The 14,708-nt window shown below is 69.9% G+C and carries 15 protein-coding genes; 7 read left to right on the forward strand and 8 right to left on the reverse strand.

The features are described from left to right. The first annotated feature begins 58 nt into the window (after window positions 1-58). Window positions 59-1,471 carry a dihydrolipoyl dehydrogenase gene (gene lpdA / locus AC07CM_RS41050; protein ID WP_478881637.1) on the forward strand — a complete coding sequence of 471 codons (1,413 nt, stop codon included), beginning with the start codon at window positions 59-61 and terminating at the stop codon, window positions 1,469-1,471. Window positions 1,472-1,728: 257 nt separating this feature from the next. Here the strand turns inward: lpdA and AC07CM_RS41055 are convergent, their stop codons facing one another. Next, a complete protein-coding gene (locus AC07CM_RS41055; protein ID WP_478881638.1) occupies window positions 1,729-1,941 on the reverse strand; it encodes a hypothetical protein in 213 nt (70 codons plus the stop codon). Window positions 1,942-1,992: 51 nt separating this feature from the next. Between AC07CM_RS41055 and AC07CM_RS41060 the strand changes: the two genes are divergently transcribed. Beyond that, window positions 1,993-2,868 carry a hypothetical protein gene (locus tag AC07CM_RS41060; protein WP_478881639.1) on the forward strand — a complete coding sequence of 292 codons (876 nt, stop codon included), beginning with the start codon at window positions 1,993-1,995 and terminating at the stop codon, window positions 2,866-2,868. 214 nt (window positions 2,869-3,082) lie between these two features. Here AC07CM_RS41060 and AC07CM_RS41065 read toward each other — a convergent pair whose 3' ends face one another. Next, a complete protein-coding gene (locus AC07CM_RS41065; RefSeq protein WP_478881640.1) occupies window positions 3,083-3,745 on the reverse strand; it encodes a GNAT family N-acetyltransferase in 663 nt (220 codons plus the stop codon). Between the two features lie 98 nt (window positions 3,746-3,843). Here AC07CM_RS41065 and AC07CM_RS41070 point away from each other — a divergent pair, with 98 nt between their 5' ends. The 3 genes from AC07CM_RS41070 to AC07CM_RS41080 all read left to right on the forward strand — a co-directional run bounded on the left by AC07CM_RS41070 (window position 3,844) and on the right by AC07CM_RS41080 (window position 6,046). Continuing rightward, on the forward strand, window positions 3,844-4,137 hold the full coding sequence (locus AC07CM_RS41070) for a hypothetical protein (RefSeq protein WP_478881641.1): 294 nt from the start codon (window positions 3,844-3,846) through the stop codon (window positions 4,135-4,137). A gap of 317 nt (window positions 4,138-4,454) precedes the next feature. Next, window positions 4,455-4,886, forward strand: a complete 432-nt coding sequence (locus AC07CM_RS41075) for a hypothetical protein (RefSeq protein ID WP_478881642.1) — start codon at window positions 4,455-4,457, stop codon at window positions 4,884-4,886. Between the two features lie 173 nt (window positions 4,887-5,059). Next, on the forward strand, window positions 5,060-6,046 hold the full coding sequence (locus AC07CM_RS41080; protein WP_478881643.1) for a L,D-transpeptidase: 987 nt from the start codon (window positions 5,060-5,062) through the stop codon (window positions 6,044-6,046). A gap of 129 nt (window positions 6,047-6,175) precedes the next feature. Here the strand turns inward: AC07CM_RS41080 and AC07CM_RS41085 are convergent, their stop codons facing one another. The 3 genes from AC07CM_RS41085 to AC07CM_RS41095 form a co-directional block, all read right to left on the reverse strand. Beyond that, window positions 6,176-7,096, reverse strand: a complete 921-nt coding sequence (locus tag AC07CM_RS41085) for an amidohydrolase family protein (RefSeq protein ID WP_478881644.1) — start codon at window positions 7,094-7,096, stop codon at window positions 6,176-6,178. A gap of 77 nt (window positions 7,097-7,173) precedes the next feature. Next, window positions 7,174-8,286, reverse strand: a complete 1,113-nt coding sequence (locus AC07CM_RS41090; RefSeq protein WP_478881645.1) for an ABC transporter substrate-binding protein — start codon at window positions 8,284-8,286, stop codon at window positions 7,174-7,176. A gap of 183 nt (window positions 8,287-8,469) precedes the next feature. Next, on the reverse strand, window positions 8,470-9,213 hold the full coding sequence (locus AC07CM_RS41095) for a class I SAM-dependent methyltransferase (protein ID WP_478881646.1): 744 nt from the start codon (window positions 9,211-9,213) through the stop codon (window positions 8,470-8,472). A gap of 145 nt (window positions 9,214-9,358) precedes the next feature. Between AC07CM_RS41095 and AC07CM_RS41100 the strand changes: the two genes are divergently transcribed. Further along, entirely contained in the window at window positions 9,359-9,592 is a 234-nt protein-coding gene (locus tag AC07CM_RS41100; RefSeq protein ID WP_478881647.1) for a hypothetical protein, read from the forward strand. 43 nt (window positions 9,593-9,635) lie between these two features. Then, window positions 9,636-10,199: a hypothetical protein gene (locus AC07CM_RS41105; protein ID WP_478881648.1), complete on the forward strand. Its 564-nt coding sequence runs from the start codon at window positions 9,636-9,638 to the stop codon at window positions 10,197-10,199. A 71-nt stretch (window positions 10,200-10,270) separates the two neighbouring features. Here the strand turns inward: AC07CM_RS41105 and AC07CM_RS41110 are convergent, their stop codons facing one another. From AC07CM_RS41110 to mdlC, 3 genes are all read right to left on the reverse strand, one after another. Continuing rightward, window positions 10,271-11,545 carry an MFS transporter gene (locus tag AC07CM_RS41110; RefSeq protein ID WP_478881649.1) on the reverse strand — a complete coding sequence of 425 codons (1,275 nt, stop codon included), beginning with the start codon at window positions 11,543-11,545 and terminating at the stop codon, window positions 10,271-10,273. A 51-nt stretch (window positions 11,546-11,596) separates the two neighbouring features. Then, window positions 11,597-13,051: a benzaldehyde dehydrogenase gene (locus tag AC07CM_RS41115; protein ID WP_478881650.1), complete on the reverse strand. Its 1,455-nt coding sequence runs from the start codon at window positions 13,049-13,051 to the stop codon at window positions 11,597-11,599. Window positions 13,052-13,117: 66 nt separating this feature from the next. Beyond that, a complete protein-coding gene (gene mdlC / locus AC07CM_RS41120; protein WP_478881651.1) occupies window positions 13,118-14,698 on the reverse strand; it encodes a benzoylformate decarboxylase in 1,581 nt (526 codons plus the stop codon). Between the last annotated feature and the right edge of the window lie 10 nt (window positions 14,699-14,708).

The raw sequence follows: 14,708 nt of genomic DNA on the forward strand, positions 1-14,708 counted from the left end.
GTTGAGGTCGGTTGGTCCCGTCCCGTGCCCGAGACCGCTCCATGAGAGGAACAACCCCATGCCCGAGCTGGACGAACGCTTCGACGTCGTGGTCCTCGGAGCCGGACCCGGCGGCTACGTCGCCGCCGTCCGCGCCGCGCAGCTGGGCAAGCGCGTCGCCGTGGTCGAGGAGAAGTACTGGGGCGGTGTGTGCCTGAACGTGGGCTGCATCCCGAGCAAGGCACTGCTGCGCAACGCCGAGCTGGCTCACATCTTTCTCCACGAGGCCAAGACGTTCGGCATCAGGGTCGACGGGCAGGTGTCCTTCGACTACGGCGAGGCCTTCCGCCGCAGCCGCAAGGTCGCCGACGGCCGGGTCAAGGGCGTCCACTACCTGATGAAGAAGAACAAGATCACGGAGTTCGACGGCCGTGGCACCTTCCTCGACCCGCACACCCTGGAGGTGGCGGGCTACGACGGCTCGACGCGCACCATCGGTTTCGACCACTGCATCATCGCCACCGGCGCCACGCCGAAGCTGCTCCCCGGCACCCGCCGGACCTCCCGGGTGGTGACGTTCGAGGAGCAGATCCTCGCCGAGGATCTGCCCCGGTCGATCGTCATCGCGGGCGCCGGGGCGATCGGCGTGGAGTTCGCGTATGTGCTGCACAACTACGGCGTGAAGGTCACGATCGTCGAGTTCCTGGACCGTATGACTCCCCTCGAGGATGCGGAGGTGTCCGCCGAGCTGGCCCGCCAGTACCGCAGGCTGGGTATCGACGTGCTGACCTCCACCCGGGTCGACGCCATCGACGAGTCGGGCCCGCAGGTCCGGGTCACGGTCACCGCCAAGGACGGCTCCCAGCAGGTCCTGGAGGCCGACAAGGTTCTGCAGGCGATCGGCTTCGCCCCGAACATCGAGGGCTACGGCCTGGACAAGGTCGGCGTGCGGGTGACGGATCGCGGCGCGATCGACGTCGACGGCCGCTGCCGCACCTCCGTCCCGCACATCTATGCCATCGGTGACGTCACCGCCAAGCTGATGCTCGCGCACGCCGCCGAGGCGATGGGCATCGTCGCCGCCGAGACGATCGCCGACGCGGAGACCATGGAGCTCGACTACACCATGATCCCGCGGGCGACCTACTGCCAGCCCCAGATCGCCAGCTTCGGCTACACCGAGGCCCAGGCCCGCGAGCTGGGTCACGACGTGAAGGTCGCCAAGTTCCCCTTCACCGCCAACGGCAAGTCGCACGGCCTCGGCGACACCACGGGCTTCGTGAAGCTCATCAGCGACAACAAGTACGGTGAACTGCTCGGCGGCCACCTCATCGGCCCGGACGTCACCGAGCTGCTGCCCGAACTGACGCTCGCTCAGCAGTGGGACCTGACGGTCCACGAGGTGGCCCGCAACGTACACGCCCACCCCACGCTGGGCGAGGCGGTCAAGGAGGCGGTGCACGGCCTGGCGGGACACATGATCAACTTCTGAGGCGGCACAGCACCGACTGCCGGCGCCCGACGACCCGCACTGCGATCTCCTGGACCTGACCGGCAGGTAGAGCCGTCTGTCCGCCGCTCGGATGATCCGGGGGACCGCTACGTGCGGGGGGTCGCCTTCGGCTGCCCCGACGACGTTACGCTCGCACGCGACGAGGGAGGTCGCATGCCGGTCGAGGCGGGACGAATGGTCATCGCCGGCATGCTCGCCGTCTCATGCCTTTCCGCCGCCGGCTGCCGCTCCTCCGATCACGAGCCGCACACCAGTCCCTCCGCCACCGCTTCGAAGTCGTCACCCATGCCGTCGGACTCGACCACGTCCGGCACGCCGTCGAGCCCCTCACAGTCGCCGTCGCCGGCCACGTCGTCCGCGTCCGGCACCGTCATTCCGTCGCCGCCGCCTCCCCCCACCTGCACGGACTGCGGCCACGACGACGGCCCCAGCATCGCCCCGTCCGCCACGCCTCCCAGCCCTCCCACCCCTGTCCCCGAAGTCACTCCCCCTGAGGGCACGTGAGTGAGCCCGCGGAGGGGCTGCCGCCCCAGGACGGGCAGTCAGGCGTCGGGAACCAAGAGCCGAGCCCGACGGCACTCCTCAAGACCGTGATCGCGCAGGCCTCTGTCATCGCCGCGCTGATGTTCTACCTGGGAGCGATGTACAGCAGCCAGTACTACGGCAACTTCCACCTCTCCATCTACTCCCTCGACTTCGGCTTCGCGCCACTGGTGCTCCAGAGCCTGAAGCTGGTGCGCTCTCCGGTCATCGTGGCCGCCGTCCTCGTACTGATCGCGGCGGTGGGACCCTGGTTCGCCACACGCCGATCCCCGCCGGGACTGCGTACCGTCTCCGCTTCCGCGGCCCTCGCCCCGGTGGCACGCTTCTACCCCGTTGTGGTGGCGGCCGGACTGGTGCTGCTGGTCTTCTGGTCGCGGATCGCGCCGTACGAATGGGCTGCGCCCCTCACCCTCGCGCTCGGATTCCTGCTGGGTCAGATCGCACACGCCGGGGGCAGTGGCCCAGGGGGAGCACGCCGCCGTGGAGCGCTCTTCTTCGCCGCCGCCGTCTGCCTGTTCTGGGTGCTGACACAGACCGCGCTGCAACTCGGCGAGCGGGACGCCAGGTTCCGCGCCAGTCATGTCCAGAGCTGGCCCAGCGTGATGCTCCTCAGCAGCCGACCGCTGAGCCTGCCTCCCCCCGGCGTCCAGGAGACGAAGCTACCCCGTGAGGACCTACGCCTGCCGTACCGCTATACGGGACTCCGACTCCTCATCGAACGCAGCGGCCGCTACTACGTCGTCCCCGTCGACTGGAAGGCCAGGACCGATCCGATCTACATCATCCACGAGAGCGACGACCTGTGGGTCGGGCTCGGACCGGGGGTTCAGTGATATCGCAGCTGCACGGGCGGTCCGCGTCGCTTCCTCCTCGAGCAAAGTCGAACCGACGGCAGTCGGCGCGGGCCTGGTCTCCGCACATGAGCCCCACTGTCCACGCCGAGCTGCGACTCCAACTGAACCCGCCACGCCCGTCATCGGGTTCGGAGCAAGCCGTCGCACCACATGGCCCGCGGACGGCCCGTGATCGGCAGCCGGGACTTGGTGTTCACCCCATGCCTGATGAACCGCCCGCTGCTGCCGCGCCCCGCCCTCCGAGACTCGCCAGACGCGCTCGCAGTCTCGCCCGACAGCCCGGCCACTCCTGCTCCACGATGGAGTACATCGCGGAGTCACGGAGCAGGCCGTCCTCGCCGGGAGCCCAGGACCGCGACCAGTTCCGCAGTACGCCTTCGAAGCGTGCGCCGACCGACTCGATCGCGGCACGGGACCTGCTGTTGCGGGCGTCTGTCTTCAGGTCGACACGGGCCGCGCCCCAGTTCTCGAACGCGTGCTGGAACAGGAGCAGTTTGGCTTCCGTGTTCACTCCCGTTCCCTGAGCCGACGCTGCAAGCCAGGTGAATCCCACCTCGACCGCGAAGAGCCGGTCTCCCTCGGGCCGTACCCGCGGATCCCAGTACGCGGCTGCGCCTACGACCCGTCCTGTCCGCACCAGAACCTGCGCGTAGGGGGCCAGCTTCCCCGTCTCCACACGGGCGAGCTGAGCGTCGATGTACGTACCGGCCTCGGTTGCGGTGGGTACCCAGGTGAAGGAGTAGGAGTCCCTGCTCTCCTCCGCCGCCGTGGCCAGACCCGCCGCGTGCTGGGGGCCGAGCGGCTCCAGCCGCACCAGAGAGCCTTCCAGCACCGGCCCTTCAAGCCGAATTCCCATCAGCTGCTCCTGGATCGTGTGGTGTTCGTGTACCTGACCACCGCCCGCCGCGCCGGGGGCGGGAACTCCTGGGGGCGCCGTTCACCTCGCGTCAGTCGGTGAAGCAGGCCATGGACGGGTACCAGGCACTGTTCACCAAGGCCGCCGACGGAATCCGGGAGACGGGCCGTTTCAGCGAACCGGAGCAATGGCGGTTCAACTGGGAGCAGTCCTACACCCGTGACGAGTGGAGGGACCAGATGCCCACACAGGGACCCCTCACCCGGCTTCCGGCGGACAGGCTGGCGGAGGTGCTGGAGGGCGTCGGGGCCGCGATCGATGCGGTGGGGGGAAGGTTCAGGATGCCGTACACCACGGTGGCGGTCACCGCGGCGCGAACCAGCACCGTCTGACCCGGCCTGCCGGCGCTACCAGTCCCGGCAGGAAGCCCGACCAGGCAGGACTCGCCGCCCCGGACGACCGGCCTGGCGCCCACCAGGCACGCGACGGCGCCGCAGCCGGTCCGTCAGCCGCCGGTGCTGTGTCTCTGATGCGTGGCCGCCCGCCGTGGGGCCCGTCGAGCGACCGCCGTCTGCACGCCCCCTCATCGCCGCCATGAGCCAGGCACCCGCCCACAGCGCTCTGCCATACGCAAAGCGGATGGTCTGTTCGCGTGACAGGGGCGGGTGCCGCGCAGAGCCCGTCTCTCCCGTCACCTCATAGTGGCGGCATGACTATCGATCAGGGGACCGACGAGCTGTACCTCCTGCAAGCCCCGCAAGCGGCGGTCATGGCTCGGCAGCTTGTGGAGTCGGTGGGCAGCCAGCAAATGAGGAAGGCGACGGTGGTCCTCGCCTCCTTCCGTAACGGCTACTGGCTGCGCCGGTTCATCGAGGAGCCGTCGCTCGACGCCGTGGAGCCGCACGACCGCCCCACGTCGGTGAACTGGGCGGGTGTCCTGGAGTTGCTGCGGAGGCCCGAGCTGCTGGACGACGATCGCCGGGAGCCCGGCACCATGGGCCCCCATCTGGCCGTGCTGGAGATCGCCGCATCGCTTGCCGCGGGGCACCCCCTCGACCTGCGCCGGGCTGCCACGCAACTCTCCGGGGCGGAATGGAGGGACGCGCTGCTGAGGATGGAGTCGGCGGCCGACTTCGTGTGATGCCCGATGCCCCGGCGTCGCGTCGCCTGCGGGGGGCATCGCCATCGGCCTGGCAGTGCGCACCGAGTTTTGGGACATGTTTTACACGACGGGCGCAACTGTGCCCCCTAACCTCCCTGTCTGACAGGGAGTCGGGCCCGTCAGGGCCGAAGAGCGAGAGAGCGGGGCAGATCGTGGGACGGCGCAAGGGCGGCATACGGATCGCAGTCGTCACAGGTGCCATGCTGCTGGGCGCGAGTGCCTGCGGCGGGGGCGGCAGTGACAAGGCAAGCGGGGACGACGCAGAGGCGTCCGGCAAGCCGGGTGCGAGCGCCTCTCCGTCACCGACGAAGCCCGCGGGCCCGCCGATGCTGCTGGAGACGATCACCCCGCAGACGGGAACCACGGTCGGCGTGGCCATGCCGATCTCGGTGGTCTTCACGAACCCGGTGGCGGCAAAGGCCCGGGCCGCGGTGGAGAAGCACATGAAGGTGAGCACCTCGCAGCCGGTGGCCGGCGCCTGGCACTGGTTCGGCGACAAGCGCGCCGACTGGCGCCCGAAGACGTACTGGCCCTCCGGCACGACAGTGAAGATCGACGCCGACCTGAAGGGCGTCAGCAACGGCAACGGACGCTACGGCGTGCACGGCTACACGCACACCTTCAAGATCGGCGACGACGTGCGTGCGGATGTCTCGGTGACCGGCCACACCATGAAGGTGAGCCGTAACGGCAAGGCGGTGCGCACCCTGTCGATCAACGCGGGCAGCCCTCAGTACCCGACGTGGAACGGCACGATGGCCGTCATCGACAAGCAGGAGAAGGTCCACATGACCTCCTGCAGCGTCGGCATCAGCTGCGACAAGGGCAGCCCCAACTACTACGACCTGACGCTGCCCTGGGACGTCCACCTGACCCAGTCCGGCACGTACGTGCACTACTCGACCGGCGACCCCAATCCGGGCAGCGGCAGCGCCCGCGGCTCGCACGGGTGCGTCCACCTGTCCATGTCGGACGCCAAGTGGTTCTACGGCCAGGTCAAGCAGGGCGACCCCGTCACCATCACCGGCTCGTCGCGTGCCAAGGCCCCGGCCGACAACGGCTACGCCGCCTTCAACCTCGGATGGGACCAGTGGCTCGCGGGCAGCGCGGCCGGGGAAGGGACGACCTCGACCCTGTGACGGCGTCGCGGTGACGGCGCCGGTCAGAGATCAGCGAGCAGGCACCGAACTCCCGCATGAGCGCAGTCGCCTCGCGTGGCCGAGCGAGGCGACTGCGGGTCAAGTGGACTCGACGTCCCCCAAGCGCATTCACGGTGCGGCTTGACGGTGCCACAGGCCGAACAGGTCTGCCGCGTTGTCGTGACACACGGCCCGCAGCCAATCCTGGCCGAGTTCCAGGCGCTCCAGGGCGTGGAGCTGGTGCAGGTAGGGGTAGGGGATGTTGGGGAAGTCGGAGCCGAGCAGGATGCGGTCGCCCAGTGCGGCGAGCCGCGGCAGGGCCCGGCGGGGGAACGGCATGAAGCCTTCGCTGAAGTCGGTGAACGCCATCGTCGTGTCGAGGCGCACCTGGCCGTACCGTTCGGCGAGGTCGAGGAACTCCTCGTACTCCGGCATGCCCATGTGCGCGACGATCAGCCGCAGCTGCGGGTGACGCGCCAGCACGCGCGCGACGGGCTCGGGGCCGGTGTGCTTGCCGGGCGCGGGCCCGGAGCCGCAGTGCATCACCACGGGAACGCCGGTCTCGGCCAGCAGCCCCCAGGCCTGCCGGAGCCGTTCGTCGCCCGGGTCGTACGCTCCCACCTGCACATGGGCCTTGAACACGCGCGCCCCGGATTCGACGGCCTCGCGGACGTAGGTCTCGACGTCCGGCTCGGGGTAGAGGGTGGCGGTGTGCAGGCAGTCGGGGGTGCGGCGGGCGAAGTCGGCCGCCCATCCGTTCAGCCACCGGGCCATGCCCGGCTTGTGCGGATAGAGCATGGAGGTGAAGGCCCGGACGCCGAACTCCCGCAGGAGGGCCGTGCGCTCCTCCTCCTGCTTGCGATAGGTGATCGGCCACTCCAGCCCGCCGATCAACGGCCCATTGGCGTCGAAGTACTCCCAGACCTTGTGCAGCACACGCTCGGGCATGAAGTGCGTGTGGACGTCGATCAGCCCGGGAAGACCGAGCCCCTTCCAGAAACGGCGGACGTCGCCGGCCTCCTCTTCGACGGCCGGGCGGGGGGAACTCACCTGATACTGCCTCTCTGTCGGACACGGTCGCCTGCAGTGTCGCAAAGGCCGCCCCGTGCCTGGCGAAGATCCCCCTCTCAGCCGGCGTGAAGGATCCGAAAGCGATGGGGTTCCGCCGGATCTCGGTCAACGACCTGGACCGGCGTCCAAGCCCATTGCCAGACACTGATGCCTGGCGTGCGGGAGAAGCTGATCTGCCCGCGGGTGCCTTCGACCGCGACGCGTGGCCAGGATTCGGCAGTGCGCGCCCGGTCGGTGCCGTGAGAACGCAGCACATCGGCGAGGACGGTGACCGTGTCATAGCCCTCGAAGGCGACGAAGGAGGGCGCTTCGGCCAGCCGAGCGCGGAGGGCCGTCTCGACTCGTGCACCGAGTGGGCTGAGGCGCTCGGGCAGGTAGCGCAGGAACGGGATGCCGGAGCTGTCGTCGCCCAGCAACGTCGCCCATTCGGTGAACTCCGGTTGCCCGGCCGGAGCACCGATCATGATCTCGGCGAGCCGCGGGTCGCGGCGGACAGAGTTGACGATCGACACTGCCGGATCGGGGTGGCCGACCAGAAGAAGGAGGGCCGTCGCGCGATTGCCGACGAGTTCCTCGCACACGGCCGAGGGGGCGAGCGCGCGCATGTCGAGTTCGATGACGGTGCCGCCGCGTGGAGCGAGGCAGTCCCGGAGAATGCGGGCCCCGGATGCCCAGTAGACACTCGGCTCGGCTGCTACGGCGATTCGGCTGTGTCCCGCGCTGAGGAGGAAGTCCGCGTAGATCTGCCATCCGTGGGACTGCGCCGGGGCGAGGCGCGCGACCCATTCCGTCGGCTGTTCGGTGAGCGCGTCGAGAACCGCTGAGGAGCAGAGGAACGGCAGGCCGACGGCGTCGGCCCTGGCCGCAGCGGCGCGAGCGACGACGCTGTGATACTCCCCTGCCAAGGCAGCCACGCCCAGGCGAGCCAATTCGTCCACTGCGGCCGCAGCCCTCTGTGGATCGGCAGCGGTGTCTCGGACCACCAGCTCGAGTGGTCTTCCCACGATCCCGCCGGCGTCATTGACATCACGAACGGCCAGCTCGAGTCCGGCGAGCAAGTGTCGGCCGGCCCCGACCCAGCCAGGCCGAGTCAGCGGAACGAGGGCGCCGATCCGGACGGATGATCCGTCGGTCCGCTCCGCTCCCAGTGGCGATGGCGGCGCATTCATGCGTTGGCGTCTCCCGTACGACGGTCCGGCTGCGGTGTGCCCGGATCACACAGGGGCGAGGCCCGGTGGTACGCGTTCATCTCCGCTCGCCGTGGCAGGCGCACCTGGGTGACCATGCCGGTCATTGCATCCACCACCATCGGCAAAGGCAACCGATTATCCGTTCGCCGGCCGGTCGGCCGGTCAGGCTCGGCAGCGCAGCATCTCCAGTGGCGGGTGCGTGAGGAAGTCCGCCCAGAAGTCCTCGCCGAACTCACGGACTCCGGCTTCGGACACCCGCAGCGGAATCCACTCCGTTTCCTTGAACCCGGTCGCCCGCAGGGACTCCTCATAGACCTCGCGGCGCGGGGCGGTGGTGACAATGCTGATCGGCCGCGGGTCGAGGAGAGCGGTGATCCGCGCCCGCGGACCCGTCTCCATTTCCTCGCCCGTCGGCTCGCAGAGGAACCCGTACTTGTCCAGGGACGGACAGTCGAACCGGTAGTCGGGCTTCTGGGCGAGCACGAAGAAGTCTCCACCCGGCACCAGGCTCCGGTGGATGTTGCGGCACATCCGCTCCATCGCTGCGATGTCCTCGGCGTAGTTGAGGCACTGCACTCCCACCGCGATGTCGAAGCGCCGGTCGAGAGCCCGCAGCTCGGCCACGTCACCGACCTCGTAGCGCACGCCCAGCGGGTCACGCTGCTCGATCTCGCGCGCGGCGGCGATCATCTCGACGGAGATGTCGACACCGAGGACATCAGTGGCGCCGCGCCGCTTGAACTCCCTGCTGTAGAAACCGGTGCCGCACGCCAGGTCGAGAACCGACCTACCGCTCACGTCCCCGACCATGCCCAGGAAGCTCGGCACCTCCGCGTAACGCGTCAGGGGAAGGGACTTGAACCCCTCGAATGCCTCGCCGATCTCGTCGTACTGCTGCACACCCACGTGCCGTCCCCTCCTGCGCTTCGTCTGCATACGGCCACGACGGCCCTGCGCATTCAGAGGCTCGCCGGGTCGCGGTCGTGGCAGAGAGTCTCCTCGGCCCCTGACTGGCGGCCGTACTGGCAGATGGCACGAAGAAGTTGAGGGGGTGAGCCGCCTATCGTCCAACACCACCCCGCTGTCCCGCTCACAGGAGCAGGCCCAAGACCGCGGCCACGAAGAGCAGGTGGCATGCGGCTACCGCGGTGTTGACGTGTGGGTGTGGGATTGGGCGGACGTGGTGGTCACGCGGCGCACCCGGTACGGAACGTCCTGGAGGAGCCTGACCACCATGCGGATCGCCTTCGCCCTGGTGAGTGGGCTGCACGCCCTGACGCGCTGAAAATGCGCGTCGGCCCCAAGTGCCACAGTGCCAAGCTGCGGCCATGACCACACCCGAGCTCAGCGAACTGGACTACCTCCGGGAGATCGAGCGCCTCGCTCACCGCGTCAGCGTGGAGGCCTCCAGCGAAGGATGGTTCTTGCAGGCGGATCCGGCGGATGCAGCGAACTCGGCTCCCTTCCAGCACAGTGTCAACCAGCTTGCCCGAGCTCTGCGTCGTTGGCACTTCGACGGTGATGGCTGCACCGAGGAGGGCCGGTCCCGGGTCAGGCTCGTCGGGGCGACGCTGCTGAAGCCAGGGGCCATGCCGGCCGGGGTGGAGGAGGGGTACGAGGAGGTGTGCATGCGCATCGGGGTCGAGCCCAGGCCCGAGGGGTGGGCGCTGTGGCACACCTGGAGCGGCAGGGAGTTGAAGGTGACCATGGTGGTGTCCGCCGTCGAGACGACCCTGGGGCTGTTCCAGAACTGGTCACGGGGGAGGGCCGTCGATCCGGTGGCTCCGTTGCCGTCCCAGATCGCCCTCGTCCGGCAGGGCTGGATCGGGCCGGTGACCTTCTCGCCTCGCGGTGTCAGCCGGTTGGGGTTGGGCGGACAGCCGTTGTCCTAGGCGTCGGTGGCGCAGGGAACCGGATCGGCCGTCCCGACGGCTCGATCCGGTTCCGTTTCGCGTCAGTGATGTCAGACCGCCGGCTCGACCGCCACCTCCTGCGTGGTGCGGGTCCGGCCCGGCAGCGTGAGCACGGCCATGAAGGCGAGGACGGCTACGACGGCGAAGAAGTAGAAGCCCCAGGGGTGGCCGATCCCGGCGGTGACCAGGGCTCCTGTGACCGTCGGACCGACGATGGAACCGATGCGGCCGATGCCGGAGGCCGAGCCGAGGGCGGTGCCGCGGACGGCGGCCGGGTAGAAGTTGGTCACGTAGGCGTAGACGAGCACCTGTGCCGAGAAGACGAAGACGCCGGTGAGGAACACCACCGTGTCGAGCAGCAGGTCACTGTCCATCTTGACGCTGAGGCAGGCCAGCATGACCACCGACACCGCGAACCAGCCCAGCGTGGTGATCTTGATGCCGCGCCGGTCGGCGACGAAGCCGCCGAGCACGAGTCCGGCCACACCGCCGAGGTTGAGTATGAGGAGCTGGGTGACAGCCGTGGGGACGGGGTAACCGGCCTCGTTCATGAGCTTGGGGAGCCAGGTGTTGAGGCCGTAGACCAGCAGCAGACCCATGAACGATGCGACCCAGATCCCGATGCCCGCGCGGAGGTAGGCCGGCTTGAGCAGTTCGGTGAAGGGGACGCGCTCGGACCCGGTCGCCTCCTTAGCGCGTACGAACGCCGCCGACTCCGGCAGACGGAACCACTGGATGACCGCGATGACGAGTCCGGCGACGCCGAGGACGTAGAAGAGGATCTGCCAGTTGTCGGTCACCTGGAGTGCCAGGAGCGAGGTGATCACGGCACCGGTGTGGTAGCCGGTCATGGTCAGGGTGCTGGCGCGCGCCCGCCGCTCGGCCGGCATGTGCTCGGACATCATCGTCAGCGACACCGGCATGCAGGCGCCGAGGCCCAGACCGGCGACGAGCCGGAGCACGGCGAACATCGCGACGGAGTCGGCGAGCGGCACCAGGATGGTGAAGACCGAGAACAGCACCACCGAGCCGATGAGCAGCAGGCGCCGTCCGAGGCGGTCGGCCAGCGGGCCGACGAGGACCGCGCCGATGGCCACGCCGACGAGCGAGAGGGTGGCGATGGTGGTCGCGTCAGCCGCGGTCATGCCCAGGTGATGGGTCTTGAGCAGGGTCGGGATGATGGCGCCGAGGACGACGAGGTCGTAGCCCTCGAGCATGACGGTGATCCAGCACAGGACCACCGTCCAGACGTTGCGTCCGGCGGTGCCGCCGGGTGCGGAGGTGCGGGACGCGCCGGGCGCGTCGGAAGAGGTGACGGATCTCATGGGATGTTCCCCCCAGGGGCGGCTACGGGAGATGGATGTGGAAGGAGCGGTTCAGAACGGGTAGTCGGCGATGTCCGGGCGGACGGTGACCCACTGGGTCTCGGTGAAGGCCTCGATGTTGGCGGCGGCTCCGCCGAACCGGGACCCGGTGCCGGACGCCTTTACCCCGCCGAAGGGGGCGTTGGGCTCGTCGCTGACCGTCTGCTCGTTGATGTGGACCTTGCCGGAGTCGATCCGGTCGGCGAGCTTCATCGCCGACCCGACGTCCCCGAGAATGCCGACGGACAGGCCGTACTCGCAGTCGTTGACGATCCGCGCGGCCTCCTCCGGCGTGGAGAAGCCGATGACCGGCGCGACGGGGCCGAAGATCTCCTCGCGCCATGCGGCCATGTCGGTGGTGAGGCCGGTCAGTACGGTGGCCCGGTACCCGGCGCCCGCGATCTCGCCGCCCGCGGCCAGCGTCGCGCCCGCCGCGACGCTGTCGGTGACGATGCGGTGCACCCGCTCCAGCTGCCGCCGGTCGATGATCGGGCCGAGTGCCACGTCCTCCCGGGCGGGGTCGCCGACGGGCAGGGCCTCGGCCTTCGCGGCGAGCGCCGCCGTGTACTCGTCGAGCAGGGACTCGTGCACGATGTGGCGGCCGGTCGTCATGCAGATCTGCCCCTGGTGCAGGTACGACCCGAACGCACCCGCGGAGGCGGCCTTGCCGACGTCGGCACCGGGCAGTACGACGAGGGCGTTGTTCCCGCCCAGTTCGAGGTGGGCCCGCTTCAGCAGACGGCCCGCCTGCTCACCGATCGCCCGCCCGACCGGAGTGGATCCGGTGAAGGAGATCACCCGCACCTCGGGGGCCTCGACGACCGCCTGACCGACCGAGCCGTCGCCCGGCAGCAGGTGGAGCACCCCGGAGGGGAGCCCGGCCTCCTCGAAGACACGCGCGATGACGACGCCACCGCTGACCGCCGTACGCGGATCCGGCTTCAGCATGACCGCGTTGCCGAGGGCCAGCGCGGGCGCCACCGAACGCAGACCGAGGATCAGCGGGAAGTTGAACGGCGCGATCACGCTGACGACCCCGGCAGGGCGGCGGCGGGCGAACGACCAGCGGGCGTCCTCGGACGTCAGCACCTCCCCCTGCGGATGCGTCGGCAGCGCCGCGCACTCGAAGCACTCACCCCGGGCCAGCTGCGCCTCGAAGGCGGCCTTGGCCCGTACGGAGCCCGCCTCGCGCACCAGCCAGTCCTCGATCTCGGCGGCGTGTTCGGTGAACAGCTCACCGGCGCGCCGCAGTACCGCCGCCCGCTCCTGCGGAGACTTGGCCGCCCACTCCCGCTGCGCCTCGGCGGCACGGGCGGCGGCACGGCGGACGTCCTCGGCGGTGGCCAGTCCCACGGTGCCGAGCTGGGCCCCGGTCGCCGGCTCGATCACCGGGTGTTCGCGGGTGGCGTCCTTCCAGCCGTCGCTGAGGAACTTCTTGCTCCAGACGTCGCTGTCCAGGAGTGTCATCGGTTTTCCCTTCCGTACCCAGAGGGTGGTGAGGCGTGCAGCTGAGGGGGTGAGGGCCGAGGCTGTTCAGGAAGGCGTGGTGAGCGCCGTGTCGACCTGGACCAGCCGAGGGCCGTCCGGCCGTTCGGACAGCACGGCCCGCAGCTCCTCAACCCCGTCGACGTGCTGGGAGCGCACCCCGTAGCCCTCCGCGATGCGGGTGAAGTCCAGGCCCGGGATGTCCAGGCCCGGCGCGTCCGGCACGCCGAGGAGACCGCCGAACCAGCGCAGTGCGCCGTACGTCCCGTTGCGCAGCAGCACCACGGTGAGCGGGATGCGGTGCTGGGCGGCGGTCCACAGGGCGGTGATGCCGTAGTTGGCCGAGCCGTCCCCGATCACCCCCACGACCGGCCGGTCCGGCTGGGCCATGGCGACCCCGACCGCGCCGGGCAGCCCGAAACCGAGGCCACCGGCCGCCGGGAAGTAGTAGGAGCCGGGCCTGCGCAGGTCCATCTGACGCCACCAGGCGGCATTCGTCGAGGTCGACTCCACCACGTACGCCGTGTCGCGGGGCAGCTCGTCCCGCAGGGCCGCGAAGACCTCCTCGGGGTGCAGGCGCGGTCCCTCCGCGGAGGGCGGCGTGGGCACAGACTGGAAGCCGCCCTCGGGCGCCTCGGGCGTGTCGAGCACCTTCACCAGCAGCTCGATCACCGCCGCGGGGTCGGCGACCAGCGCCTCGCCCATCGGGGCCCGCGCGGCGGCGGAAGCGTCCTGTGTCACCTGGATCAGCCGGGTGCCCTCCGGCAGATACCGCCCGGGCAGGTACTCGTGGTAGCGGAACACCGGAGCGCCGAGCACCAGCACCAGGTCGTGGCCCTCGAACGCCCGGCAGATCGGTTCGATGCCGGCGGGCAGCACGCCACGGAAGAGCGGGTGGCGGTTGGGGAAGGGCAGCCGGAACAGCGACGGCGCCGCCCACACGGGCCCACCCAGCCGCTCGGCCAGCCGGACCGCGTCGTCGAAGAGCCCGGCGGAGTCGATGTCGCCGCCCAGGACGAGCGCGGGCCGCTTCGCCGCGGCGACCGCCTCCGCCAGCTCACGCCCCTGCTCCCCGCCGGGTACACCGGCGAGCCGCACCTGCCGGTCCAGCACGGCCAGGGCGTTCTCGCCGGCGTCGGCCGCCCAGTCGTCGTAGGGGACGGAGAGATACGTCGGCCGACGCTGCAGCTGAGCCTCGAACACGGCCTGCGCGAGCGCGCGGGGCACATCCTGCGCACACGCCGGCTCGGCCGCCCAGCCGACCAGCGGCTTCATCAGGGCCGGCGCGTCGACGTTGGAAAGGTTGGCCTCCGGTCCGATGGCCGACCGCACCTGCTGTCCGGCCACGACCACCAGCGGCGTCCGCGAGGCCACCGCGTTCGTCAGCGCGCCCATCGCGTTGCCCGAGCCGGACGCCGCGTGCAGGTTGACCAGGACCGGCCGCCCGCTCGCCTGGGCGTACCCGTCGGCCATGCCCACCACGGCACCCTCGTGCAGGCCCAGGACGTAGCGGAACCCGTCCGGAAGGTCGGCGAGGAAGGGCAGCTCGTTGGAGCCGGGGTTGCCGAAGACGGTGCTGAGCCCCTGGCGCTGAAGGAACTCGTGGGAGACATGACGCACGCTTGGCACAGGCGTTCCT

This window comes from Streptomyces sp. NPDC044061 (genome assembly GCF_056434305.1).